General features: G+C 72.6%; 21 protein-coding genes and 1 riboswitch. Of the genes, 8 read left to right on the forward strand and 13 right to left on the reverse strand.

The window, feature by feature from the left end; all coding sequences use genetic code 11:
- Positions 1-191 precede the first annotated feature (191 nt).
- Genes AB0J80_RS20445 through AB0J80_RS20455 form a run of 3 tightly spaced genes read right to left on the reverse strand, consistent with a single transcriptional unit; the run spans position 192 to position 3729 of the window.
- On the reverse strand, positions 192-1019 hold the full coding sequence (locus tag AB0J80_RS20445; protein WP_364707039.1) for an SAM-dependent methyltransferase: 828 nt from the start codon (positions 1017-1019) through the stop codon (positions 192-194).
- Positions 1016-3106 carry a bifunctional diguanylate cyclase/phosphodiesterase gene (locus AB0J80_RS20450; protein WP_364707040.1) on the reverse strand — a complete coding sequence of 697 codons (2091 nt, stop codon included), beginning with the start codon at positions 3104-3106 and terminating at the stop codon, positions 1016-1018. The genes AB0J80_RS20445 and AB0J80_RS20450 overlap by 4 nt, the downstream gene beginning before the upstream one ends.
- Complete coding sequence (locus tag AB0J80_RS20455; protein ID WP_364707043.1) at positions 3106-3729, reverse strand: sigma-70 family RNA polymerase sigma factor; 624 nt, start codon at positions 3727-3729, stop codon at positions 3106-3108. The genes AB0J80_RS20450 and AB0J80_RS20455 overlap by 1 nt, the downstream gene beginning before the upstream one ends.
- 175 nt (positions 3730-3904) lie before the next feature.
- Here AB0J80_RS20455 and AB0J80_RS20460 point away from each other — a divergent pair, with 175 nt between their 5' ends.
- Complete coding sequence (locus AB0J80_RS20460) at positions 3905-4756, forward strand: metallophosphoesterase (protein WP_364707046.1); 852 nt, start codon at positions 3905-3907, stop codon at positions 4754-4756.
- Between the two features lie 67 nt (positions 4757-4823).
- Here AB0J80_RS20460 and AB0J80_RS20465 read toward each other — a convergent pair whose 3' ends face one another.
- Positions 4824-5747 (reverse strand): hypothetical protein, encoded by a 924-nt coding sequence (locus tag AB0J80_RS20465; RefSeq protein WP_364707049.1) that lies wholly within the window; start codon positions 5745-5747, stop codon positions 4824-4826.
- 193 nt (positions 5748-5940) lie between these two features.
- Between AB0J80_RS20465 and AB0J80_RS20470 the strand changes: the two genes are divergently transcribed.
- Positions 5941-6723 carry an MEDS domain-containing protein gene (locus tag AB0J80_RS20470; RefSeq protein ID WP_364707052.1) on the forward strand — a complete coding sequence of 261 codons (783 nt, stop codon included), beginning with the start codon at positions 5941-5943 and terminating at the stop codon, positions 6721-6723.
- Complete coding sequence (locus tag AB0J80_RS20475) at positions 6720-7685, forward strand: sensor histidine kinase (RefSeq protein WP_364707054.1); 966 nt, start codon at positions 6720-6722, stop codon at positions 7683-7685. Before AB0J80_RS20470 ends, AB0J80_RS20475 begins: the two co-directional genes overlap by 4 nt.
- On the opposite strand, the gene AB0J80_RS20480 is transcribed toward AB0J80_RS20475, so the two are convergent.
- Positions 7669-8148 carry a molybdenum cofactor biosysynthesis protein gene (locus tag AB0J80_RS20480; protein ID WP_364707057.1) on the reverse strand — a complete coding sequence of 160 codons (480 nt, stop codon included), beginning with the start codon at positions 8146-8148 and terminating at the stop codon, positions 7669-7671. The two genes, AB0J80_RS20475 and AB0J80_RS20480, sit on opposite strands and share 17 nt — an antisense overlap.
- A gap of 52 nt (positions 8149-8200) precedes the next feature.
- Here AB0J80_RS20480 and AB0J80_RS20485 point away from each other — a divergent pair, with 52 nt between their 5' ends.
- Both AB0J80_RS20485 and AB0J80_RS20490 read left to right on the forward strand, forming a co-directional pair.
- A complete protein-coding gene (locus AB0J80_RS20485) occupies positions 8201-9562 on the forward strand; it encodes a serine/threonine-protein kinase (protein ID WP_364707059.1) in 1362 nt (453 codons plus the stop codon).
- 244 nt (positions 9563-9806) lie between these two features.
- Positions 9807-10802, forward strand: coding sequence for a LacI family DNA-binding transcriptional regulator (locus AB0J80_RS20490; RefSeq protein ID WP_364707559.1), 996 nt, complete (start codon positions 9807-9809; stop codon positions 10800-10802).
- Between the two features lie 10 nt (positions 10803-10812).
- Here the strand turns inward: AB0J80_RS20490 and AB0J80_RS20495 are convergent, their stop codons facing one another.
- The 3 genes from AB0J80_RS20495 to AB0J80_RS20505 all read right to left on the reverse strand — a co-directional run bounded on the left by AB0J80_RS20495 (position 10813) and on the right by AB0J80_RS20505 (position 15846).
- The gene (locus AB0J80_RS20495; protein WP_364707062.1) at positions 10813-11703 is read right to left on the reverse strand and encodes an AbfB domain-containing protein; all 891 of its coding nucleotides are present in this window, start codon (positions 11701-11703) and stop codon (positions 10813-10815) included.
- A 145-nt stretch (positions 11704-11848) separates the two neighbouring features.
- Complete coding sequence (locus tag AB0J80_RS20500) at positions 11849-12916, reverse strand: lytic polysaccharide monooxygenase (RefSeq protein WP_364707064.1); 1068 nt, start codon at positions 12914-12916, stop codon at positions 11849-11851.
- Positions 12917-12933: 17 nt separating this feature from the next.
- On the reverse strand, positions 12934-15846 hold the full coding sequence (locus AB0J80_RS20505; protein ID WP_364707065.1) for a glycoside hydrolase family 48 protein: 2913 nt from the start codon (positions 15844-15846) through the stop codon (positions 12934-12936).
- Positions 15847-16234: 388 nt separating this feature from the next.
- Between AB0J80_RS20505 and AB0J80_RS20510 the strand changes: the two genes are divergently transcribed.
- Positions 16235-17509 carry a cellulase family glycosylhydrolase gene (locus tag AB0J80_RS20510; RefSeq protein ID WP_364707561.1) on the forward strand — a complete coding sequence of 425 codons (1275 nt, stop codon included), beginning with the start codon at positions 16235-16237 and terminating at the stop codon, positions 17507-17509.
- Positions 17510-17682: 173 nt separating this feature from the next.
- On the opposite strand, the gene AB0J80_RS20515 is transcribed toward AB0J80_RS20510, so the two are convergent.
- Both AB0J80_RS20515 and AB0J80_RS20520 read right to left on the reverse strand, forming a co-directional pair.
- Positions 17683-18642, reverse strand: a complete 960-nt coding sequence (locus AB0J80_RS20515; protein WP_364707068.1) for a hypothetical protein — start codon at positions 18640-18642, stop codon at positions 17683-17685.
- A complete protein-coding gene (locus tag AB0J80_RS20520) occupies positions 18639-19850 on the reverse strand; it encodes an MFS transporter (protein ID WP_364707070.1) in 1212 nt (403 codons plus the stop codon). Before AB0J80_RS20520 ends, AB0J80_RS20515 begins: the two co-directional genes overlap by 4 nt.
- A 99-nt stretch (positions 19851-19949) precedes the next feature.
- On the opposite strand from AB0J80_RS20520, the gene AB0J80_RS20525 reads away from it, so the two are divergent.
- Complete coding sequence (locus AB0J80_RS20525; RefSeq protein WP_364707072.1) at positions 19950-21311, forward strand: DNRLRE domain-containing protein; 1362 nt, start codon at positions 19950-19952, stop codon at positions 21309-21311.
- On the opposite strand, the gene AB0J80_RS20530 is transcribed toward AB0J80_RS20525, so the two are convergent.
- The 3 genes from AB0J80_RS20530 to AB0J80_RS20540 form a co-directional block, all read right to left on the reverse strand.
- Positions 21305-21787, reverse strand: a complete 483-nt coding sequence (locus AB0J80_RS20530; RefSeq protein ID WP_364707074.1) for a GNAT family protein — start codon at positions 21785-21787, stop codon at positions 21305-21307. The two genes, AB0J80_RS20525 and AB0J80_RS20530, sit on opposite strands and share 7 nt — an antisense overlap.
- 7 nt (positions 21788-21794) lie before the next feature.
- Positions 21795-23789, reverse strand: coding sequence for a beta-galactosidase (locus AB0J80_RS20535; RefSeq protein WP_364707076.1), 1995 nt, complete (start codon positions 23787-23789; stop codon positions 21795-21797).
- Between the two features lie 73 nt (positions 23790-23862).
- Positions 23863-24540, reverse strand: a complete 678-nt coding sequence (locus AB0J80_RS20540; protein ID WP_364707078.1) for a transglycosylase family protein — start codon at positions 24538-24540, stop codon at positions 23863-23865.
- Position 24541: 1 nt separating this feature from the next.
- Positions 24542-24720: riboswitch (cyclic di-AMP (ydaO/yuaA leader) on the reverse strand.
- 156 nt (positions 24721-24876) lie between these two features.
- Here AB0J80_RS20540 and AB0J80_RS20545 point away from each other — a divergent pair.
- The gene (locus AB0J80_RS20545) at positions 24877-25257 is read left to right on the forward strand and encodes an Hpt domain-containing protein (protein WP_364707081.1); all 381 of its coding nucleotides are present in this window, start codon (positions 24877-24879) and stop codon (positions 25255-25257) included.
- Positions 25258-25320 lie beyond the last annotated feature (63 nt).

Raw genomic sequence — 25320 nt, forward strand, 5'->3', positions numbered from 1 at the left:
CACCGTCCTGGGCATTGGCGCGGGCAAACCAGCGGCCGGCTCATCACAAGAAGGGCACCCGACCCCGCCGACCTGGCTGAACGGCAAGCTGAAGGGGTGCCGGAGGCTGGCACTCAGAGGGGCTGCGGAAGGAGGGCGCACCCCACCCCTGCGGGGGCGGCGGAGGGGTGGGGTGCGGGAGGAGGAAGGTCTCAGGGGTTGGCGGGGATCCGGCCGACCGCCGCCACCACTGCCATGCCGTGCGGGTCGCCGTCACCGCCGTCGGGCCATTCGTGGACCCAGACGAGGCCGGGTGGAATCAGCTCCGCGTCGCCGAGGAACCGGAGAATCTGGGCGCGGGTGCGGCCGTGGGCGGTGGAGACGTCGGTGCGCCGGTAGAGGGCGGTCACCTGGTCGAGGACCGCGTCCGCCGGGGTGTCGGTGACGCCGTGGGAGATGATGATGTACGAGCCCGGGGGCAGGGCGGCGCGCAGGCGTTCGACGGCGGGGTAGGCGTCGTCGTCCGGGACGAAGTGCAGCATCGCCACCAGCAGCAGGCCGACGGGTTTGCCGAGGTCGAGCAGGTCGCGGACGGCCGGGTGGTCGAGGACCGCCTCGGGGAACCGCATGTCGGCCTGCACCGCGAGCGCCCGCGGGTTGTCCTTGAGGATGTCGTTGCTGTGGGCGACCGCGACCGGGTCGATGTCGACGTAGACGACGCGGGCCTCGGGGACGCGCCGCTGGGCGATCTCGTGGACGTTGCCGACCGTGGGGATGCCGCTGCCGATGTCGAGGAACTGGTGCACGCCCCGGTCGAGCAGGAAGCCGACCGCCCGGTTGAGGAAGGCACGGTTGGCGCGCGCCATCTCGCCCGCGCCGGGGATCGCCGCGAGCAGGTTCTTGGCGGCTTCGCGGTCGGCGGCGAAGTTGTGGTTGCCGCCGAGGAGGGCGTCGTAGATGCGGGCGCTGCTGGGCCGCTGGGAAGGGTCGGTGTCGGCGTTCGCCATGCCGAGGAAGCTTACTCCACTGTGGTCGGTCACGAGGCCACCAATCCGTTCTCCCGGCCGGCGAGGGAGGCCAGCGTGCCGGCACCGCGCAGCAGGATCGGCACCTGGTGCGGGGTCGTGGGCGGACCGTAGCGCAGACCCTGGGCGCCGTCGCAGCCGGTGCCTACCAGGGTGGCCGCGCGGACCTCGTCGTCGACGCCGTGCACCGTGAGGGTGAGGCCGAGCGCGTGCGCGACGCGCGCCATGCCCGCGACCAGTTCGCGGTCCGCCTCGGCGCCGGCGGCCATCGGGTGCAGCAGGCCGGCCGGCGTACGCAGACCGTGCACGGGCAGGTCCCGCAGATACGCGAGGCTGCCGTGCCCCGTACCGAAATCGTCGAGGACGAGCCGCACGCCCAGCGCGGCCAGCGCACTCAGCACGGCGTGGCTGTGCGCCCCGGCCGGGACCGCGTCGATGCCGGCGAGGTGCAGGTGCAGTCGCTTCGGAGGCAGGCCGCTGCCGGTCAGGGCCTCGCGGACGAGGTCGGCGACGTCGGGGTAGCCGATCTGGTGCACCGGGAGGTCGACGCCGATGAACGGGCCCTTCTTGCCGCCGTCCCACTGCATCGCCTGCCGGCACGCCTGGTGCAGCAGGTCGGCGGCCAGCCGGGTGGTGGTGTCCCGGTCGCCGGTGAGCTGGCCGATCCGGTTCAGGTCGAGGGTGCCCAGGTGCGGGTGGCGCCACGCCATGCGGGTGTGCAGGCCGGCGATGCGCCCCGTGGCGAGCCGCACGATGGGCTGGTAGGTGGGCGGGCCGGTGACCAGCCCGGCGACGCTGGAGCCGCCCGCGTGCCCGGGGAGGACGGGCTGCGGGTCGTACACCGCCCAGCCGCTGCCGGCGACGCGGGCCTGCCGCAGGGCGATCTCCGCGTCGACCAGCACGCGTGCCGGGTCCAGGCCGCCGGTGGGGACGTCGACGACGCCGACGTGGGCGAGCAGCGATGCGGCCGGTCCGGCTCCGGGCAGCGCGACCGGCTCGCCGAGCGCGCCGGTGATCCGCTCGGCGAGCTCGGCAAGGTGGACGACGCCGCCACTGTCCTGCACCAGGACCGCGAAGGAATGGGGTCCGTGCCGGGCGATCAGGTAGTCGGGGTGCTGGGCGACCGCCTGCAGGCGGCGGCCCGCCTCGGCGAGCACGTGGTCGCCGGCGTCCGCGCCGAACTGCTCGCAGACCGCGCGGTAGCCGCCGAGCTCGACGAGGCAGACGCCGGCGTGCCGGGTGGGGTCGTCGCCGTGCGCCGCCTGCTGCAGCCGCTGCACGAGTCGCGCCTTGCTGGCCAGCCCCGTGACCGGGTCGTAGTACGCGAGGCGGCGGTAGCGGGCCTCGCTGTGCTGCAGGGCCAGCTGGAACTCGCGCGCGGCCCGCTGGGTGGCGCGGTGCAGCGACTCCTGCTGGGCCAGCGTGCGGGCCTGCAGCGCGGCGGCGAACCCGGCGGCGAAGGTGGCGGCGATCTGGCGGGCCGGGCGGCGCACCGCGTCCCCGTCGGCCAGGTGGTCGAGGATGACGCTCATCGTCGCGGGCAGCGCCTCGTGGCGGCCGATGCCGAGCGCGACGACCTCCTTGCCGACTCGGTACGCCGCGTCGAGGTCGGCCGGGACCGCCACGGCGGCGTCGCGCAGGCAGGACGCGAACACGTCGAGGGTCTGCGCCGCGACCGGCTCGGCGATGGGCAGGTAGACGCCGGCCGCGATCACAGCCGCCAGCCAGCGCTCGCCGACCGACTGCCCGGCGTCCGCTTCGGCGGGCATCGGCGCGAGATCCACCGGCGCGGGTGCGGCACCGGCGATGGTCCGCCGCGCGCTGAGCACCGTGCGGGCCGCCTGGTCCAGGGCCGCGTCGGTGTACTGCACCGCGGTCTCCAGGGCGGCCGCCACGATGCCGTCGGCGCGGTGCCGGGCGTCCTCGATGAGCCGGTCCGCGGGGTGCACGCCCGGGACGTGGGCCGGATCGACGTCCTCCTCGTCGACCGGCGGATATCCGCAGTCGGCCAGGATCTCGTTGAGCGCGGAGATCATCATGGCGTGGGTGAGGGCCGGTTCGTCCTGTCCGGACGGGTCCTCGTGGGAGCCGGGTCGCGTCATCAGTTCTCGCCTGCCTCGGAGCCGGCCGGGCGGGCGGCGCGCTGGCCCGGGGCAGCCCGCCAGAGCGCGACGGCCTGCTTGCGGCCCAGCTTCAGGGCGGTGCGGACCGCCTCGGGCGTCTTGCCCACCCGGACGGCGATCTCGGAGGGCGTCAGTCCCTGGGCGGACAGCTGGAGCGCCTCGCGGCGGGCGGGCGGGAGCTGGGCGAGCACGCCGGAGAACCACTCCTCCAACTCGTACGCCAGCAGCTCGGGATCGTCGGCCCGCCCCTCGTCCAGCTCGGCGACGTCGGCGACGAGCACCTCGACGTCGCCCTGCCCGGTGGCACGGCGCTGCTTGAGCCAGTGGGAGCGGGCGGCAGTGCGCACCCACGCGACCGGGTGGGTCAGTTCCGTCCAGCGCCGCAGCGCCTCCCGGATGGCCTCGGCGACGGCGTCCTGGGCCTCCCACCGGTTCGCGCCCTCGCGCAGCAGGTTGCGGACGAGCCCTTCCCAGTAGCGCCGGAAGAACTCCTCGATCTCGGCCGCCGGCGGCGGGTTCGGGATGCGCGGGCTCGGGATGCGCGGTCGCGGCGGCGCCGGATCGTCGCTGTCCACGTCGTGCGCATCCTGCGCGTCGACCACCGAAAGCCTCCGTTCGCCGTCGAACTCCCCTTAGATAGGTCTCGCGGAGCGGGCCGGCGTGACAGCGGTGATCAAGATTCTTTTTCTCACGTCCCTCCACAGTAGGCCACGCCGCCGTGACCGCGGCTGGCAAGATCGCGATAGAGGCCCATCGAAGGAGCACGAGGAGGCGCCCGTGGCGGGGACCCTGTACGCCGTCAGCGACCTGCACGTCACGTACGCGGAGAACCGGGCGCTGGTGGACGGCCTGCACCCGGACTCCCCGGAGGACTGGCTGATCGTGGCCGGCGACGTCGCCGAGGCGTTCAGCCACATCGAGGCGACCCTGAGGGTGCTGCGGTCCCGCTTCGCCGAGGTGATCTGGGCGCCGGGCAACCACGAGCTGTGGACGCACCCCAACGACCCGGTGCGGCTGCGCGGTGTGGAGCGCTACGAAGCGCTGGTGGCGATGTGCCGTGACATCGGTGTGCGTACGCCCGAGGACGACTACGCGGTGTGGCAGGGCGAGGGCGGGCCGGCGGTCGTGGCGCCGCTCTTCCTGCTGTACGACTACACGTTCCGCGCTCCGGGCACGTCCACCAGGGAGGAGTCACTCGCGTACGCGTACCGCACGGGTGTCGTGTGCACCGACGAGAAGCTGCTGCACCCGGACCCGTACCCGACCCGGGAGGCGTGGTGCCGGGCTCGCGTGGCGGCGACCGAGCGGCGGCTGTCCGCGCTGGACCCCGGCATGCCGACCGTGCTGGTCACCCACTGGCCGTTGCACCGCCATCCGACCGAGGTGCTGTGGTATCCGGAGTTCGCCCAGTGGTGCGGCACCGAGCTGACCGACGACTGGCACGTGCGCTTCCGGGCGGCGGCGGCCGTCTACGGTCATCTGCACATCCCGCGGGTGACGTGGCAGGACGGCGTACCGTTCCGGGAGGTGTCGCTGGGTTATCCCCGCGAGTGGAGCAAGCGGGACGCGGCGCCGGTGCTGCGGCACAAGGTCTTCGGCGACGCCGTCCCGGCGCGGCCCGGGTCGTGACCGGGCCGGAGAAAGCGCGGTGGCGCGGCCCTCGCCCAGGACCGCGCCACCTACCCCTACCCGGGAGTCACTTCCCGGACTGAGCGCCGGCCTCGTCGGCGGCACCGGCGTCGTCGGCCTGCTCGCCGTTGCCGGCGTCCTTACCGGCACCCGCATCGTCGCCGGCACCGGCCTCGTCACCGGCCTGGTCTCCACCCTGGTCACCGGCCTGGTCACCCGCACCGGCGTCACCCGCACCCGCGGCGGCTGCGGCGGCCTTCGCGTCGGCGAGCGTGAGGCAGGCGGTCAGCAGGCCCTCGCGGGCCGCGGTCACCGCCGCGTCGAGGTCCTCGGCGTTGCCCTGCCCGGCGTCGCCCTGACCGGCGTTGTCGCCCTGACCGGCGTTGTCGCCCTGACCCGCGTTGTCACCCTGGGAGTTGTCGTCACCCTGGGCGTTGTCGTCGCCCTGGGCGTTGTCGTCGGCGCCCGCGTTGCCGGCACCGGCAGCGGCACCCTGGCCCTGGCCCATCCGCTTGGCCCACCGCTTGGCGATGGCCTTCTTCAGCTTCTTCGACCTGGGCTTCGCGGCCTTCGCGGCGCCCGCGTCGTCCCCGGCGGCACCGGCCTCGTCACCGGCTCCGGCCTCGTCCTGACCGGCCTGCTGTCCCCCGGCCTCCGCATCGGCGGCGGCCTGGTCGACGGCGAACTGGGCACATGACGCCTCGAGCAGCTCCGCCGACGCGGCGGCGGCGTCGGCCGCACCCTGTTCCTGTTCCGGCTGCAGCGGCTCGCCGTCGCAGATGACCGCGCCGGCGTTGACCTCCAGCTTCTCGCACCCCGCGACGTCGAAGTTCTGGCCGTCGACCACCACGATCTCCGCGGCCTTCGTCTGCTCGCCGGCGCTGGCGAACTGCAGGCCGGTGATCCCGCCCGCGACCAGTACACCGGCGAAGACTGCGGCACCGATCGCCTTGCGGTTGTATCCGGTACCCCGTCGCTGACGCAGCCTCATCACCACTCCTCGTCATCGAACATCAATGTGCGTTCGGGAGTCGATACGGGACACGAGCACGACGCGGTTCAGCACGACCGCGAATTTCTCCCGGTTCAATTTCAGCGGGGTCAATCTCAACTTTTTCTCCTACGGCCCGCGCCGGTTCAACCGGCCGGACGGTGTCCCCCGTTCGAGGCACTATGCTCGGAGAATGGCAGAGAAGACCGGTGACCGGCCAGGACAGCGGTACGGACACGTCTGCCTCGCGTACGACGATCCGGTCGCCTTCGAGACGGCCGCTCGCGACTTTCTCGCCGAAGGCGCCGCGGCAGGCGAACGGATCTGGTACATAGCGCCTGAAGCGCCGCGCGGATGGGATTTCCGGCCCGAGCTGATCCGGCTCGGCGACCACTATCCCGAGGGCAGCGTCATCGATCCGGAACAGGGTCTCGAGGCGTACGCGGCGGCCACCCGCCGGGCCCTCGCGGACGGGTATTCCGGGCTGCGGGTCGCCGCGGAGGCGACGCCCCTGGTGCGCACCCCGGCCCAGCTGGACGCGTTCGCCCGCTACGAGCACCTCGTCGACCGGTACATGCGGACCCATCCCTTCTCGGCCCTGTGCGCCTTCGACCGCACCGAGCTGGGCGCTGCCGTCGACGAGCTGGCGTGCCTGCACCCGGAGTCGGACGCGCCGTTCCGGCTCTTCGCCCCGCCGCCCGCGCTCGGCGACGCCGGGCTGGCCGGTGATCTCGACGAGGCGACCCGCGGGCTCTTCGCCCGCGCCCTGGACCGGGCCGAGCTCCGCCCGGCCGCCGGTGACCTGGTGATCGACGGCGAGGAGCTGGCCTTCATCGACCACAACTCGCTGCTCGACCTCGACGAGTACGCCCGCCGCCACGGTGTCACCGCGGTCCTGCGGACCCGGCTCTGGAGCCCGGGGCACCTCGCCGACCTGCTGGAGCTGACCGCCCTGCGGGTGGAGGGCGGCCGATGAGAACGGGTGCCGCGGCCGGGCACCCCGGCTACTTCCACGCGGCCGTGGAGTACGACAGCGACGACGACCTGCTCGAGGTGACCGTGCCTTTCCTGCTCGACGGCGTCGCGAACGGCGAGCCGTCGATCGTGGCCTTCGGGGAGCGGACCGCCGGGCTGGTCCGCGCCGCGCTGCCGGCCGGCTCCGGCGTCGAGTTCCTGGCCGGCGGGGACATGTACGCCCGCCCCAGCGCGGCCATCCGGGCGTACCGCAAGCTGCTGGAGCGGCACGTGGCGGCCGGCGCCGGGCAGATCCGGATCATCGGCGAGATGCCGGTGTCCGCGTTCGGCAACACCTGGGACTGGTGGGCGCGCTACGAGTCGGCCATCAACCACGCGTACGACGACTTCCCGTTGTGGAGCATGTGCGCGTACGACTCGCGGATCACGCCGGGCGAGGTGCTCGCGGACGTGGCGCGCACCCACCCCCGATACGCGGTCGGCGGCGGACGGCACGTCGACAGTCCCGGCTACGTCGAGCCCCGGCTCTACCTGAGCGAGAACCGGCCGCCGGTCCCCGATCCGCTGCAGGACGGGCCGCCGACGGTGAGCCTGACCGGCCCGACCCCGGCAGAGGCACGGCGCGCGGTGCACGCGGCGGACCGGGGACGGCTGCCGGCGGCACACGTGGACGACCTGGTGGTGGCGGTGAGCGAGACGGTCACCAACGCCTCACGGTACGGCCGTCCCCCGGTCCACCTGCGGGTCTGGGCCGGCGACGACCGCATCGTGGTGACCGTGACCGACGCCGGCCCGGGTCCGAAGAACCCGTTCGCGGGCCTGCTGCCGACCACCGAGGCGGCCACCGGCGGCCGCGGCTTGTGGATCACCCACCAGGCCTGCGACCACGTGGCCGCGTGGACCGGCGTGGAGGGCTGGACGATCCGCCTCGTCGCCGGCAACCCCGTCATCCCGCGGGACTGATCTCCACCCGCACGGGTCCGGTGTGCAGCACCCCGTCGTCCAGCGGCGTGCACCGCACCCCGCCCTTGCCGCGCAGCGCCCTGAAGGCGCCGGGACCGACGGTCACGTCCATCCACGCGCACGGGTTGGCCCGCCGGCGGACGTGCAGCCGGACCGGCCCCGCCCCCGAGTCGAGGCTGAGCACGCAGCCCACGAGGTCGTCCACGGCCACCCCGGCGATCAGGATGTTGCGACGCGTCCCGGCGAGTCCGACACCGGCCGGCAGCGACTCCCGGGCGATCACGGTGATGCTCGCGTCCCGGTGCGCCGGTTGGGCGAAGTAGCGGTCCCCCACGATGCCGAGGCCGGCCCGGATCCGCACGACGCCGACCAGCTCCTGCTCCGGAGCCGGCGCCGGGCCGTCCGCGGGCCGGCCCTCGAAACGATGTACGGGCGAAGCCAGCAACTCCACGATCTCCGGCATGTGCGGAGTCTACGAGCGACCGCGCGGCGCACACCCATGGCATGATGCCCGGGTGCTGCAGCCCGGCCGGCGACTCGGCGACCGCTACCGCCTCGACGCCCGCATCGGCGCCGGCGGGATGGGTGAGGTGTGGCGCGCGACCGACGAGGTCCTCGGGCGCGTCGTGGCGGTCAAGGTCATGCTGGCCGGGGCGGGTGCCGACCCCACGCTCGCCCGGCGGTTCCTGGCCGAGGCCAAGGCTATGGCCGGGGTGAACCACCCCGCGGTCACCGCCATCCACGACTACGGCACCGACGACGGGTCGCCGTACCTGGTCATGGAGTTCGTCGACGGGGAGTCGCTCGCGCAGCTGCTCACCCGCCACGGGCGGCTGCCCGCGGCGCAGACCATGCAGCTGGTCGCCCGGGCGGCCGACGGGCTGCGGGCGGTGCACGAGCGGGGGATCGTGCACCGCGACATCAAGCCGGCCAATCTGCTGATCCGGCGGGACGGCTCGGTGCTGATCACCGACTTCGGCATCGCCCGCATGGACGGTGCCACGCCGCTCACCACCGGCGGGGCGATCCTGGGCACCCCGACCTACCTGGCTCCGGAACAGGTGCTGGGGCAGCCCGCCACGGCGCTCAGCGACGTGTACTCCCTGGGGCTCACGGCGTACGAGTGCCTCGCCGGTCATCGGCCGTTCGTCGGCGACAACCCGTACGCCGTCGCGCTGCAACGCATCCAGAGCGCGCCGCGGACGCTGACCGGTGACGTGCCGGGCCCGGTCCTCGCGGTCGTCGAGCGGGCGCTGGCACCGCAGCCGGCCGACCGCTGGCCCTCCGCGGCGGATCTCGCGGCGGCCGCCCGGGCCGCGGCCGCCGGCACCGTCGTTCCGTCGCCCACGCCGCCGGCGCGGAACGTGCCACGGTTTCGCCGAGCGCTGCTCGCTGCCACGGGGGCGGTGATCCTCGCCATCGGCGGACTCGTCGCCTGGTCCGCCCTGGATGATGGTCATGCGGGATCCGGTGGGAACGGCCCCACCCCGGCGGCAGCGAGTCCTCCGGCGGGCTTCGCCGCCTGCGACGCGGGCCTGTGCCCGGCGACCCCGCTCTGCTTCGGCGGCATGGTCGCTATCAGCGGCAAGGCGATGCCGCCGGGTGAGGCCGACTGCACCGGCGACCACTACTGGGAGACCTTCGCGGCCCTCCCTCTGCCGTCCGATGCCTCCGGCGTACGCCAGGAGAAGCTGATCGACCGCCCGGACGTCGCCGTGGCGTGCTCGGCCGGCGTCATGGCCCGGCGCAGCACCGACCCGAAGGCCACGACCGGATGGCGGCGTGACGCCTGGCCTCTGCAGACGGGAAGTGCCTGGCTGCTGCTGTGCATCGCCGGTTCGGACTCCGGCGAGTCACGGGGCGCGGCGTTCAGATAATCGTGGACGCCTGCTTGATCCGCAGGAGGTCCCGCTGCTCGGCGGCGTAGTCACGCGGCCGGGGCGAGTCGGGGTCGGCGTCGGCGCGGTCGGCATCCACTGTGGTCACGGAGCAGATCCCATACGGCACGTGTTAACGTTCACATTGTCGCCGCCGGGCGGGTGAGACGGATCTAGACTGTGACCGGCCACGACGTGAGATCGACAGGGGGGCCGCGTGCCATCGAAGAAGCGGGTCACGGTCATGCGTGACGTCGCCAAGCTCGCCGGTGTGTCCCATCAGACCGTGTCGCGGGTGCTGAACGAGCATCCCAACGTCAAGCAGGAGACCCGCACCCGGGTCCTGGAGGCGATGCAGTCGCTGAACTACCGGCGCAACCTCGCGGCCCGCACGCTGGTCACCCGGCGGTCGCACACGCTGGGGCTGATCGGTTTCGAGACCACGCTGTTCGGGCCCGCCTCCATGCTCTACGGCATCGAGGACGCGGCCCGCACCGCCGGCTACCTCGTCAGCATCGCCACGATCCGCAACCTGGACCGGCGGGAGGTGCTCGACGCGGTGGACCGGCTGTCCCAGCATGCGGTGGACGGCATCATCGCGATCGCGCCGAAGCCCTCGGTCACCAACGGCCTGCTCCAGGCGCCGACCGGGCTCTACTGCGTCGCCGTCGGCGGAGGCGGGGAGCCGGACGCCGTGCCGACCGTACGCATCGACAACGCTGCCGGCGCGCGGCTGGCCACCGAGCATCTCCTCGGCCTGGGCCACCGGACCGTGCACCACGTCGGGGGTCCGTCCGACTGGCCCGAGGCGCAGGAGCGGGTCACGGGCTGGCGCGACACGCTGTACGAGGCGGGCGCGCCGGTGCCGCCGGTCGCCTTCGACTCGTGGAACGCCGAGTGGGGTCACCGCCGCGGACAGGAGCTGGCACAGGACCCGTCGGTCACGGCGATCTTCTGCGCCAACGACCGGATCGCCCTGGGCGTGCTGCGCGCCCTGCACGAGGCCGGCCGCAAAGTACCGGAAGAGGTCAGCGTCGTGGGGTTCGACGACATGCCGGACTCGGGCTACTTCCTTCCCCCGTTGACCACCGTGCGGCAGGACTTCGCCGAGATGGGGCGCCGCAGCCTCACCCTGTTGCTGGAGCACATGGGCGACGCGGAGGATCCCGGCCCGCCCGCGCACATCGTGGTCTCCCCCGAGCTCGTGGTCCGCGGCAGCACCGCCCCGCCGCCACGGTGAGCCGTGCGGGTCACAGCGGTGGCCGTACGGTGAAAGAGACCTGACGGCGACCCAGATCCAGGCGCGAGCGGCGCAGCGACAGATAGCGGTCGGGGTAGTTCTGCGAGCGCAGCGCGACCGTGCCGGGGTGACGGCCGTCGACAGGGCAGAACGTCGCGTCCGCGGCGTAGAGCGCCGAGCCGTCGCGCCCGTCGAGCCAGACTCGTGAGTCGCGATGCCGCAGGAAGTGCCCGGGGTAGTTGACCGACTCGAACGACACGCAGGAGCCGTCCGCCAGCCCGGCCCGCACGGTGAACGTCGAGTCGGCCCGGTCCAGGGCGGAGCTGTCGGCGCCGATCCGGTCCACCCGGGCCCGGTAGTCGCGGTGCCGCACCCGGAAGCCGGGCAGGCCGGCCGGTTCGAGGCCGACCGAGGCGCCGAGGGTGAACGGACCGCGCTGCTGCGGGGCGGCGGTGGACGGGTTGGCGCTGGGCGACGCGGCGCCGGACGGCGTGGCTGCGGACGAGGCGGCGCCGGACGGGCCGGCCGCCCGGGTCCGCTCGGTGAACGAGCGCCGGACGACCGGAGCCGAGGGAGCCGGCGACGCGGACGGTGGACGCACCGGCGACGCGGCGACCGACGGGGCGACGAAGAGGGCCGGGCCCGCTGCCGTCGAGTGGTTCACCTGGAGGACAGCGATGCCCACGACGACGAGCACCGCGAGCGCGGCACCTGCCACGATGCCGGTGCGGTGACCGGACGGCGCCGGCGGCTCGGGCGCCAGAGGCAGCTCGGGCACCGGGACCGCCGCCGAGGCGAGGAACGACTCGGGCAGCGGGGCGGGCGCACCCGAGACCGGACGCGGCGGGGGAACCCAGCCGCCCACGCGAAGGTGCGGGCGGTACTCATCCTCTGTGGACATGCACTTCCGTTCCGGGGGGCGGCGGACGCGAAACGCGCTCAGACATGGTCCGGGCAAACGCGGCGGAAGGCAAGGGGAAGATGCGCCGGCGGCCCGGGACGCGGGGATGGAGCCGCGTCCCGGGCCTGCTATGCGGTGAAGCCGGTCAGCCGGTCGTGCAGGTGAGATCGGTCAGGGCCGTGGGCGCGGTGCCCGAGCCCAGGAAGCCGAAGGTGGCGTGGCCGTTCGCCGCGATCGAGCCGTTGTACGTCTCGTTGCGGACGGTCACCGTGGAGCCGGTCGCGGCGTACCGGCCGTTCCACACCTGGCTGATTGTCTGATCGCCGGGGAACCGCCAGGACACCGTCCAGCCGGCCACCGCGGTGCTGCCGGCGTGCACCATGATCTCGCCCTGGAAGCCGCCGCCCCAGCCACCGGTGGTGCTGTACATCGCCGAGCAGCCCCCGTCGCCCGGCGGCGGGGTCGTCGGATCGGTGGGGTCGGTCGGCGGCGGCGGGGTGGTGCCGTCGCCCACGCCGGTGACCTCACCGTGGCCGCCGTCGAAGACGACGTCCGAGCAGCCGTAGAACGTCTCCTGGCTGTCCGAGCGCGACCACACCGAGTAGATGAGGTGCCGGCCGCTCTTGCCGGCCGGCAGGTTCGCCGTCCACGAGTAGCGGCCGTCCTCGGTGCCCGGGCCGCCCACCGAGGTGGGGTTCGTCACCTGGGAGAACGGCGTGGCCTCGAGGTCGTTCCAGGCCAGCGGGCGGGTGGGGCTCCAGCTGTCCTTGGTGATGTACAGCGAGAAGGTGCCCGGGTGCTTGGCCCAGTTGTTGTAGTCGAAGCGCATGCTCGCGCCCGACGTCAGGTGCGTCACCGGGAAGTCGGCCCGGGCCAGGTTGAACCCCGTGAAGTCGTACGGTCCCCCGGTGCCGCCGCTGCAGAGCTGCCCGTCCGGGATGAACCCGCTCGTGCGACCGCCGCCGTCCGACCGCAGCACGGCGAACCAGTTGTACAGCGACGTGGTCCCGCTCTGAGCGACCGCGGCGGCACACGCCGCGTTCTTGGGCTGGATCGCCCCGGTCGCGGTGAGCCCGTCCTTCCAGCACAGGTACGTGCGGCTGCCGGGTGCCATCATCGCGCCGTGCGCCGAGGCCGGCTGGGCCTGCAGCACCGCGACGCCGACGCCGGTGAGCACCAGGACGGCGGCCGCCGCCCATCTCGCCTTTCGCATCGTCAACTCCTTGCCGTTCAGCCGTTGGGGAAGAGGCGGGCGTAGTCGGCGTAGCCGGTGGCGACGTCGACCTGGGCCCAGAAGCGGTGGTAGGTGAAGGTGGGCGCCGGGCCGCCGTCCAGGTACGCCTGGACCTTCGGCCAGTCCGGGTCCCGCTTGTAGAAGGACCGGATATCCACGAACGACACGCCGGGCCTGATGACGTCGCCGTTGGGCATCCTGCCGCTCCAGCCCGGCGGGATGTAGATGCCCTGGCCGGTGGCCGGGTCGTAGACGTCGTCCATGCGGTTGTAGTCGGCGCGGGTCTCGGTCACCGAGACGCCCTTGCCGTCCTTGTCCGCCCAGATCGCGTCGAGCAGCGCCTTGGCGGCCGTCTTCGCCCGGGCGTTGCCGGACTTGGCCGCGTAGTAGGTGAGCAGCTTGGCGAACGAGCCGGCCACGCCGAGGTCCTGGCCGCGGCTGGTCACCTCGACGTGCAGGCCGGTGTTGGCGGCCGGCGCGGACGGGTTCCAGGTGTTCGGCCTGCCCGACCACGCCAGGTCGGACGGGATCGCGAACGTGTCCGCCGAGATGGTGGTGTTGTCCAGCGCCCAGGGGACCCATTTGTCGAGCACGGACCTGGCCTTGGCGTCGCCGGTCGTGAAGTAGTACTCGGCGAGCCGCTCCAGCGACCACGTCTGCATCCCGAACCAGCGGTTCGACGGCGGGTCGGCGTAGACGGGTGCCTCGACGTACGCCAGGCCGTAGAACGTCGGCGTGCCGGCCGGCGGCGCCTGGTAGGAGCCGTTCCAGCTGTTCGTCGCGCCACCGGCGATGCCGCCCTCGGCCGACTGCAGCCACTGGTAGAACTCCAGCTGCCGGGAGAGGCTGGCCTGCCAGTCGGCCTTGGCCGTCGGCGACTTCGGCGTGAGGGCGCCGACGTTGGCCAGTACGTACGCGGCCATCGGGTTCTGGTAGCCGAAGTGGCTGGTGCTGGAGCCGATCCGCCACGCCCAGCCGGCCTGCGTGTCGGTCGCGCCGCCCCACGCGTAGTACCAGGACATGAGGTTGTTCGAGCTGCTCTTGCCCGTACCCGCGGGGCAGGACGTGGACGTGCACCCCGGGTTCTTGAAGTACTTGTCGTAGAAGGAGTAGCGCAGGTAGTCACCCATCTTGGCGGCGTTGGCCACGGCCGCGGAGATCTGCGACGCCTTGCCCTGCTCGGTCGCCCAGGTGAGCGCCCAGTACGCCGCCTGCACCGCGCGCGAGTCAGCGTCCGGCGCGTTGGTGTACTTCCACTGCTTGGCGTACGACGCGTCCTTGGTGAACAGGTCCAGGTAGCCGTTGGGGCCGCCGTACTTGAAGGTGTCGCAGGACGGCTGGGGCACGGTCTCGAACGTCGACTCCTGCGGGCCGCGCTGGAAGGTGTTGATGTACGCGACGCGGGTGGTGCCGTCACCGCACCGGCCGAAGCCGTACGTGTTGTCCACGTCCAGCAACCAGTGCATGCCGTAGATGTCCGAGGTGCCGTACGCGGTCCTCAGCTCGTTCGCCAGCGGGTCCTGGCCCACGGAGACGCTGCCGTCCAGCTGCGACGGGTACGACGAGGGCTGCGGGTGCTCGGCGGCGTACGTGGCCGGCTTCGACGGGTCGTACTTGTCGTTGGTGGGCTGGTCGGCGTGCGACGGGATGATGTACTTCTCCATCGTCTGCCAGGCGGTGTTGAACGGCGCCCACTCCCCCGTGACCTGGCCGTGCTCGGCCTCCAGCCACAGCCAGTAGCTGAACGCCTCCGACGTGGTCTCGTGGCCGTGGTCGGGCGCCTCGTCGATCAGCGTCTCGACCGAGTGGTACGGCACGCCCTCGGGGCTGAAGTAACCGTTGGCCGGGTTCTTGATGTCGCTGTAGAGCTGCGTGAACCGGGCGTTGGCGCTGCCCTCGGCCGCGACCAGCGCCGTGACGGTCGCCGCGGTCAGGCCGGTGCCGCCGGCCGTGAACGTCGCCGACGTGTTCGGCTCCGCCGCGGCGGTGGCCTCGACGGTCACGGTCTGACCGGTGTCCCAGGTGGACGGCGTGAAGGTCAGCGACGCCGGCCTGGCCGACACGGTGGCGGCTCCGGCCGTACGCGCGATCGTCACGGTCGTGTTCGCGGCCGGCGCCTTGGACAGCGCCACCTTGAACGTCGCGGTCCTACCGGGCGAAACCGTGACGGAGGTGGCGTCCGCGACCACCGACGGGTTCGCCGAGGCGTCCACGAAGACCGGCACGTCGGCCGTCTCGCTCCGTACGCCGGCCGAGTCGTAGGCGACCGCCTGCAGGTGGTACGCCGCGGTCTGGGCGGGCACGCCGCTCCAGGTGAAACCGTACGGCGCAGACGAGTCGGTGCCCAGCAGCAGCCCGTCGTGGTAGAACTCCACCTTGCTCACGGTCCGGCCGCTCGCCGCCGCGGCGGTGGCCGTGACCGGGATCGAGGCCGGTGCGGTGTAGCGGGTGTTCGCCGCCGGGCTGCTGATCGCCACCGTGGGCGCGGCCGCGGTCTCGTTGCAGCGCGTGCCGTTGAGGGTGAACGCGGTGGGAACCGGATTCGCCGAGGTGAAGGTGCCGTTGAACCCGGTGCTCACACTCGCGCCGGTGCCGAGGTTGCCGTTCCACGCGGCGTTGGTCACGGTCACGTGCGCGCCGCTCTGTGCGTACGTGCCGCTCCAGCCCTGGGTGACCCGCTGGCCGGCGTCCGGGAAGTCGTACTCGAGGCGCCAGCCGGTGACCGGGTCGCCGGTGTTGGTGATGGCGATGTCGCCGGTGAACCCGCCGCTCCACTGGCTCTGCACGCGGTACACGACCGTGCAGCCGGCGGCTGCCTGCGCGGGTGGCGGCGCGGCGGTGATGACGAGGCCGGTGCCGAGGAGCGTGGCACCGCAGGCCACGAAGGCCCTCCTTGCCTTGCGTCTCATGGGCTTCCTCTCTGGACGGACGGGCTGCAGGTGAGGGGGACGGCACGGCGCCGACCAGGGCGAACGCGGTCGGTCGGGGATCCTCCCGCGGCGCCGGGGCCGTTCGGCCATAGACGAACATCTGTTATGGGAGCGCTCCCATGAATGTGGGCCGCGTTTACCCGGAAGTCAAGAGGCGGCGGCAAGACATCGGCGAATACCGATGTTGACAGCACTGAACCGAGTAGGTAGACACAGGACCACCAGCTTTGGGAGCGCTCCCGCCCGCGGCACCGGCGTGACCACGTGCTGCACCCCGTCGGCCGGCGTCGGTCCACGTCCGCACCCGCTCACCCAAGGAGGACTTCTCGTGACGAGACGGAGATTGCTCGGTGGCCTGACGGCCGTCATGGCCGCGGTCGCCGCGATGACAACGTTGCCAGCCGCACCGGCCCAGGCCGCCGCCGGTTTCACGGTCAGCGGTTCCCGGATTTTCGACGCCAACGGCAACGCGTTCGTGATGCGTGGCGTCAACCATGCCCACACCTGGTATCCGGACAAGCTCGGCTCGCTCGCCGACATCAAGGCGCTGGGCGCGAACACCGTACGGGTGGTGCTGAGCAGCGGCGACCGCTGGACCCGCAACGACGCCGCCGACGTGACACGGGTGATCGACCACTGCAAGGTCAACCGGCTGATCTGCGTCCTGGAGGTTCACGACACCACCGGCTACGGCGAGGAGAGCGCGGCCACCACCCTCGCCCGCGCGGCCGACTACTGGATCAGCATCAAGGACGCCCTGGCCGGCCAGGAGCGCTACGTCATCCTCAACATCGGCAACGAGCCGTACGGCAACACCGGGACCGCCGGCTGGGTCACGGACACCAGGAACGCCATCACCCGCCTGCGTGCGGCCGGCTTCGAGCACTCGATCATGGTGGACGCCCCCAACTGGGGCCAGGACTGGTCTTTCACGATGCGCGACAACGCCGCCTCGCTCTTCGCCGCGGACCCGCGGCGCAACACCATCTTCTCGATCCACATGTACGGCGTCTGGGACACGGCCGCCGAGATCACCGACTACCTGGGCCGGTTCCGGGCGGCCGGCCTGCCCATCGTCGTCGGCGAGTTCGGGCACGCCCACTCCGACGGCGACCCCGACGAGGACACCATCCTGGCCACCGCCGAGGCGCAGGGCATCGGCTACCTCGGCTGGTCCTGGAGCGGCAACGGCGGCGGCGTCGAGTACCTCGACCTCGTCACGGACTTCGACGCGACCCGGCTGACCACCTGGGGCGAGCGCCTCTTCAACGGCCCGAACGGCATCAAGGCCACCTCCCGCGAGGCAACCGTCTACGGAGTCGGCCCCACGCCATCGCCAGGCAAGACGTGCACCGCGACATACGCGGTCACCGGCCAGTGGAGCGGCGGCTTCCAGGGGGCCGTCACGGTCAAGGCCGGAACCGCCCCGATCAGCTCCTGGACCGTGACCTGGGCGTGGCCGAACGGCCAGCGCTTCACCACCTCGTGGAACGCCGCCGTGACGAGTTCCGGCGACACGGTCACCGCCCGCTCGCTGTCGTACAACGGCTCGCTGCCGGCGGGTGGCAGCACCAGCTGGGGCTTCACCGCCAGCTGGTCAGGCACCAACGCCGCACCGACGGCGAGCTGCACGGCGGCTTAGCGCCCAGGCGCAGCGCGACGCCAACCGCGGCGGCGGCCGCCGGCAGCGTCGCGGGAGGGAGCGGTCGATCGCCGCGGGGAGGCCGGTGAGGTCCGGGAACGGCCTCCCCGCGGTCGAACAACCCTTCAGTGCTCCGCCGGGCCGGAAAGGTTGCCCGCGTTCCCCGGATTTCTTCAGCCGAGCGGCGCGGGCGACTCCGCGCCGGGCACGAGCAGCCGGGGCCGGCCCGTCCCGTCCGCCGGAACGGCCCACACGGCCGGCGTGCCGTCGCTGGTGCGCAGCGTGTAGGCGAGCGTCGCGCCGTCGAGCCATGCGGCCTGGTCATCGACGCTGGCGGTCTCGGCCGTGGCAACGGTACGCATCGTCGCCAGGTCCAGCACCGACAGCCGCCAGCCGCGGGCCGGGTCGCCGCCGACCGCCTGCTTGAACGCGACGCGGGTGCCGTCCGGCGACAGCGACGGGCACTCGACGTTGCCCCGCAGGACCGTCACCGTACGCGCGGCGAAGTCGCCCCGCACCAGGTAGCGCCCGCCGCGGCTGGCCATCGTGGCGTAGAAGCGGTTGTCGTCGGCCGCGAACGTCACGCCCCAGAAATTGAGGTCGGCGCTGCGGTACGGCCTGCCCTCCCGGATCACGGCGAACTGTTCCAGGGTGCCGACCGAGATCCCGGTACGGGTGTCCAGCACCCCGGTACGCGTCGAGAACCCGCCGCCGGCGTACGAGTCGCCGCCGACGAAGGTGGTCCACGCAACCATCCGCCCGCTCGCCGACACCCGTGCCCGGTTAGGCAGGCCGGGGATCTCCAGCGTCCGTCGCGGCCGGTAGGCGCCGTCGAGCACCACCACCTCGTACGCCCAGGGGTTGCGCTGTCGCAGGCACACGCCGGTCCCCGCGGCGGCGTACGCGCGCACGCATTCGACGGCTGCGACCGTACCCGTGTCGTCGCCCGCCGGGACCACCGCCAGATGCCGGTCGATGACGACGAGCAGCCGGCGTCCCGGATCGAGGGAGCCGGTGGGCGCGGAAGCGGCGACCGTGGACCGGCGGCCCGCGAGCATGACGTACGTGACGGAGATGCCGCCGAGGACCACCAAAGCCGTGACCAGGGCGGCGATGCGTGCTCGCAGGCTCATGCGGTCCTGCCCCTCAGCAGCAGCACCCCGCCGCAGAGGGCGGCGGCGACCGCCACGGCGGCGACCCGGATGGCGGTCGCGGGCCCCCATGCCTGCCAGGCCAGGCCGAAGAGCACGGACGACACCAGGTAGGCCAGCGCCTGCCCGGTCTGGATGAGCGCGATGCCGGTCGTGCGCCAGTCCGGCGGCAGCACCGGCCCGGCGAGGGCGATGAGCACCCCGTCGGTCGCCGCGTAGAAGGCGCCGTAGCAGACGAGCGCCGCGACGATCAGCGGCAGGCCGCCGGAGGGGCCGCCGACCAGCAGGTACGTCGCCGCGAGGGCGACGTGGCCACCGACCACCACCGGCAGGCGCCCGATGCGGTCGGCGAGCGCACCGAGCGGCGCCGCCAGCAGCAGGTAGGCGAGGCTCGTCCCGACGGCCAGCAGCGGGAACCAGAGCGGGCTGAGGTCCTCGCGGCGTTGCAGCAGCAGGTACACGAAGCCGTCGCCGACGGTGACAAGGCCGAGCAGGCACGCCGCCGCGACGAGCCGGCGGACCCGGCCGTCGCGCAGCAGGTCCCGGGCCCCTCGCAGGGCCGCCGGCGCCCGGACCGGGCGGTCGCGGACGAACAGGACCAGCACGACCACGCCCATCGCGGCGATGCAGAAGCTGGTGACGAAGACCGAGTCGTACGACGACGCCGTGGCCCCGAGCACCGCCAGCGCGACCAGCGGCCCGAGGAACGCGCCGGCGCTGTCCATCGCGCGGTGCACGCCGAACGCCCGGCCGAGGGCCTCGGGCGGCACGGAGGCGGTGATCAGCGCGTCGCGCGGGGCGGTACGGACGCCCTTGCCCAGCCGGTCCACCGCGATCACCGAGCCGACGGCGGCCACGGACGCCCCGGCCGCGAGCATGCCGAGCTTGGCCACGGCGCTGAGGGCGTACCCGAATCCGGCGACCGTCCTGGGCCGGCCCACCCGGTCCGCGAGGTAGCCGCCGGCCAGGCGCAGGACGGCGGTGGCGCCGGTGTACAGGCCGTCGACGACGCCGTAGCCGAGCGGGCTCACCTGCAGGCCGAGGACCAGGTAGAGGGGCAGGACGGCGGTGACCATCTCGGCGGACACGTCGGTGACCAGGCTGACCGTGCCCAGCGCGAGGACGTTGCCGGAGACGAGCGCGAAGCCGCGGCGGCCGACCGCGGGGTGGCTGACGGTGGAGAGGTACACGTCCGCCATCGTCGCGTTTGCATCGACAACGATGAGTGTTCAGTAAACGTCCAGACAGTGAACAGCCGACCGCCCCCCGTGCTGCCTAGCGTCACCGCCATGGGTACTCGCAAGCTCGGGCCGGCGTTCAGCGCCGCCCTGCTGGTCGCCGGCGCCGCCGCGGCCGTCCTCACCCCCGCCGGCGCGGCCTCGGCCGCCGCCACCACCTTCACCCCCGTCGCCGACACGTACGTGCAGAGCGACACGGCCACCACGAACTACGGCACCTCGACGCAGGTCGTGGTCGACAACTCCCCCGTCCGACGGCTCTTCCTGCGGTTCTCGGTCAGCGGGCTGAGCGGCCCGGTCACCAGCGCCAAGCTGCGGCTGCGGACCATCGGCACGAACGACGGCAGCCCCCAGGGCGGCGCGTTCCGGGCCATGTCGAACACCACGTGGTCGGAGACGGGCACGACCTGGAACAACCAGCCCGCCACCGACGGCGCATCCGTCGGCTCGATCGGGGCGGTCACCGCCGACAACTGGTACGAGCTGGACGTCACCTCCGTGGTGACCGGCACCGGCACGTTCTCGTTCGGCGCCACCTCCACCGACTCCGACGGCGCCTACTACGACACCCGCGAGAGCGGCGCCGACGCCCCGCAGCTCGTCGTCACGTCCGGGACCACGCCCGCGGACGACCCGGTGCTCGTCGGCGCCGGCGACATCGCCAACTCCGGTTCCGGCGACACCCAGACCGCCGCGCTGCTCGACGGCATCGCCGGCACGGTCTTCACGATCGGCGACAACGTCTACGACAACGGCACCGCCGCCGAGTTCACCTCCTACTACGCGCCCACCTGGGGCCGGCACAAGGCACGGACCCGGCCCTCGCCGGGCAACCACGACTACAACACCTCCGGCGCCACCGGCTACTACGGCTACTTCGGCGCGGCCGCGGGTCCGTCGGGCCGCGGCTACTACTCGTACGACCTGGGCAGCTGGCACGTCGTGTCGCTGAACTCGAACATCTCCATGGTCGCCGGCTCGGCACAGGAGCAGTGGCTGCGCGCCGACCTGGCCGCGTCGACCAAGCCGTGCACGCTCGCGTACTGGCACCACCCGTTGTTCACCTCGAGCGCGAACCACGCGCCCTCCACCGCCACCCGGCCGCTGTACCAGGCGCTCTACGACTACAACGCCGACGTGGCGGTGTGGGGGCACAACCACGTCTACGAGCGCTTCGGGCCGATGAACCCCGCCGGCGCCCTGGACACCGCGCGGGGCCTGCGCCCGTTCGTGGCGGGCATGGGCGGGGCGAACCACTACACGTTCGGCACGATCCAACCGAACAGCGAGGCCCGCAACGCCGACACGTACGGCGTCCTGAAGCTCACCCTGCACGCGAACAGCTACGACTGGCAGTTCGTGCCGGTCGCGGGCAAGACCTACAGCGACAGCGGTACGGGCACCTGTCACTGATCCCGGCGTAGCCGGTAGTACACGAAGCCCTCACGGGTGACGCCGCCGTCGGGGACGAACCCGGCGGCGGCGCAGCACGCATGGCCGGGCTCGTTGTCGACCTCGACCCCGCAGAAGAACTCGTCCACATCCGACACCGCAGGGTGGACGGTCACCGCGCGCAGCAGCGCCCGGCCGCGGCCCTCGCGCCAGCGTCGCGGATCGACCACGAACGCGAGCCCCATGGACCGGCGTCCGCGGCCGTCGGCGTACACGTCACCGCCGATGAAGCCCACCTCGCCCGCCGCGTCGACGCCGAACCAGGCGTGACAGCGCAGCACCAGGTGGCCCCGGAACACCTCGCCGCCGCCGCGCTCCGCGATCGCGAGCATCCGCGGCAGCCAGTCCCGCCCGCCCAGGTAGCGCTGCACCTGGGGATGGTCGAACCAGGGTGCCGCCGAGTCCACCAGCGCCCCGGACGGCGGGACCAGCCTCATGCGCACATCATGCCGGGCCGCGCAAGACCCCCACGCCCCTCGGCTCCAGCCGCTCGGCGCTGCCGTGCAACGCCTCACCCGGCACGCCGGTCAGGTCCACCGGCTCGTCCGTGCGGTTCACGTAGAACCGGAAGTCCCCGCGTACGACCAGCTCCACCCGCCCGCGCAGGCCGGGCGGGAGCTCGCTCTCCACGCCGGCGCGGCGCAGCAGATCACCGAGCAGCGGCGCGAGGCCGTCGGGCCCGAGCCGGGTCGACACGTACGCGGCAGAGCCGGCGGTGTACGCCTTACGGGTGACAGCGGGGCTGCCGTCCGCGTACCGTGCGAGCACCTCGACGCCCGCGTCGGCGACCTCCATCATGTCCGTCCACAGTGTTCCTACGCTGCCGTTGTCGAGCACCACCTGGTCGCCATCGGGCAACGGGGCGAACTCCTCGATACGGATTCCGAGCAGGTCGCGGAGCGCGCCGGGATGGGCACCGGGCCACAGGTGGTCGTGCTCGTCGACGTTGCCCGAGAAGTACGTCGTCACCAGGTGACCGCCGCCCCGCACGTACGCTTCCAGCCGCCGGCGCAGCGCCTCGGGCACGACGTACAGGATGGGAGCGACGACGAGGTCGTAGCGGGAGAGGCCGGTCCGCACCGGCACCACGTCGGCGCGGACCCCGAGGTCGAGGAACGCCGAATACCAGTCGAGGGCCTCCTGCTGGTAGCGCAGCCGGTTCGTCGGGTGCGAGTCGAGCTCGGCGGCCCATGCCGAGTCCCAGTCGACCAGCACGGCGGCCCGGGCCGGCGTGCGCCCGGCGCCCGCGACCGGGGCCAGCCGCCGCAGCGTCTCTCCCAGCTCGGTGACCCGGCGGAACACCGCACTGTCCTCCCCCGCGTGCGGCACCATCGCCGAGTGGTACTTCTCGGCCCCGGCCCGCGACTGCCGCCACTGGAAGAAACACACGGCGTCCGCACCGTGCGCCACGTGGGTGAGAGAGTCGCGCTCCAACTCACCCGGCTTCTTCGGTACGTTGATCGGCTGCCAGTTCACCGCGCTGGTCGAATGCTCCATGAGGAACCACGGCCGGCCGCCGGCCACATTGCCGGTGAGGTTGGCCGAGAAGGACAGTTCGTCGAACGGCCGGGACGTGCGCTGCACGTAGTGGTCGTTGGCGACGAAGTCGACCTCGGCGGCCCAGTCGGCGTAGTCGAGCGGCCGCAGCCGGCCCATGATCATGAAGTTGGTGGTCACGGGCACGTCCGGGGTGAGCTCCCGCAGCACGTCACGCTCGGCGCACAGGTAGTCCTTGAGCGCGTCGGACGAGAAACGCGTGAAGTCCAGCTGCTGCGTGGGGTTCGGATGGGTGGCCGCGCGGCGCGGCGGCAGGATCTGCGACCAGTCGGAGTAGTGCTGCGACCAGAACGCCGTGCCCCACGCGGCATTCAGGGCGGCCAGCTCGCCGTACCGTCGCCGCAACCAGACGCGGAAGGCCGCGGCGGCGTCGTCGGAGTAGTCGTAGGCGTTGTGGCAGCCGAGCTCATTCGACACGTGCCAGGCGGCCAGCGCCGGATGGTCGCCGTAGCGGCCCGCCATCTGCCGGACGAGACGCAACGCGTGCTCGCGGAACGCCGGCGACGTGGGCCGCCAGTGCTGGCGGCTGCCCGGCCAGATGGTCCGGCCCTCATGATCGACCGGCAGGATCTCCGGATGCTTCGCCGTCAGCCACGGCGGCGGGGAGGCGGTCGCCGTGGCCAGGTCCACCGCGATGCCGCCGGCGTGCAGCAGGTCCATGACCTCGTCGAGCCAGCCGAAGTCGTACTCGCCCTCGGCGGGCTCGAGCCGGCCCCAGGAGAAGATGGCGAGCGACACGATCGTGACGCCGGCGGTCCGCATCGCGCGCACGTCGTCGTCCCAGACGTCACGCGGCCACTGCTCGGGGTTGTAGTCGGCGCCGTACTCGATGCGCGGCGTCCGGCCCGGCGCGGTACGCAGCCAGCGCGGTGAGGTTGTCATGCCAGTCGATGCTATCGGCGGGGGCCCGGCCGCCCCACGGGGGAAGGGCGACCGGGCCGGTCTCCGACAGGCCTCAGAGGGCCAGGCGCTGCCCCGGGAGGATCAGGTTCGGGTTGCCACCGATCTCGCCGCGGTTCAGCTGGTACAGGGCGCGCCACCCGCCCTTGACGTGGTGGCTGCTCGCGATCTTCGCGAGGGTGTCGCCCGAACGCACCGTGTAGGACTTGCCGGTCGCCCGCGCGGGAGTGCCCTTCGAGGACTTGACCGTGCTCTTGTGCGTCGTGGTCCTGCTGCTCTTGTGCTTGGTGCTCTTGTGCTTGGTGCTCTTGTGCTTGGTGCTCTTGTGCTTGGTGCTTTTGTGCTTCGAGGCACCGGAGGTGTTCTTGCCCTGATAGGACTTCGTCGAGCCGGCCTTCTTGCCGCACACCGGCCAGGCGCCGATGCCCTGGCCGTCCAGCACCTTCTCGGCGATACGGATCTGCTCCGAGCGGCTCGCCTTGTTCGCCGTGCTCGCGTACTTGCCGCCGCCGTACGCCTTCCAGGTGCTGCGGCTGAACTGCAGGCCGCCGTAGTAGCCGTTGCCGGTGTTGATGCTCCAGTTGCCGCCGGACTCGCACTGCGCGACGGCGTCCCAGTTCACACTGGACTTCGCCTGGGCCGCGGACCCCGGGCCCAGCAGGGCGACGGTGCCCGCCGCACCCGCGACCACCAGGCCGAGGGCACGCAGGGACTGCTTGCGGATCTGTGCCATGAAAGGAAACCTCCACGCCTGCGAGGTCAGCTGTCGGGTTCGGGCCGAGGAGCCCGGCCGCGCGTGGCGGCTTCACCCCGAGGCGCGACGAGCGCGCCGTGGAACCTGTGGGTCCCCCGCTCCATGCCTGTCGATTGAGGTCCCGGCCCGGTCGGCGGCAGGATTCGGCGTTACCGACCGCGGGGCCCGCGTCAGCGGACCGGCCGACGTTAACCACTCGGCAGGGGCCGACGACAAACTTCCGGGCCCGAAGGTGACGTTGTTTACACCTTGATGATCGAACTGATCGTGCATCAAAACGGGGCGAACCGGACCCGGCAGTCGTACCGTTGGATCATGGAGGATCCCGCTGTCGCCATCCGCGCCCGCCTCGACGAGATCGCCGGCCCGGACCCCGGAGCGCCGGAGAATGCCCTGCTCGCCCGGCTGCTGACCTCGTACACGACGAAGACGCCGGCGGCGCTGGACCGCTTCGCCGAGACCCTGCACGCCGGCGACCCGGCGGCCGTCCAGGATCTGGCACACTCGCTGAAGGGCTCGGCGGCCAACATCGGCGCGGACGCCCTCACGACGATCTTCGCCGACCTGGAGGACGCGGCCCGCGAAGGCGATCTGCCACCCGATCCGGCGGCGGCCCTGGACCGCATCCGGATCGCCTACGAGCGGGTGGCCCCGGTGTGCACGCGCATCGCGGCCGAGCTCCAGCCGCGTTCGTAGCGACCCACGGTCACTCGTCGCGCCGCATCACTCCGCGGCCGCGCTAGCAGAGCTCGCAGTGAC

The sequence above is a fragment of the Actinoplanes sp. NPDC049548 genome, assembly GCF_040676695.1.
Classification (GTDB): domain Bacteria; phylum Actinomycetota; class Actinomycetes; order Mycobacteriales; family Micromonosporaceae; genus Actinoplanes.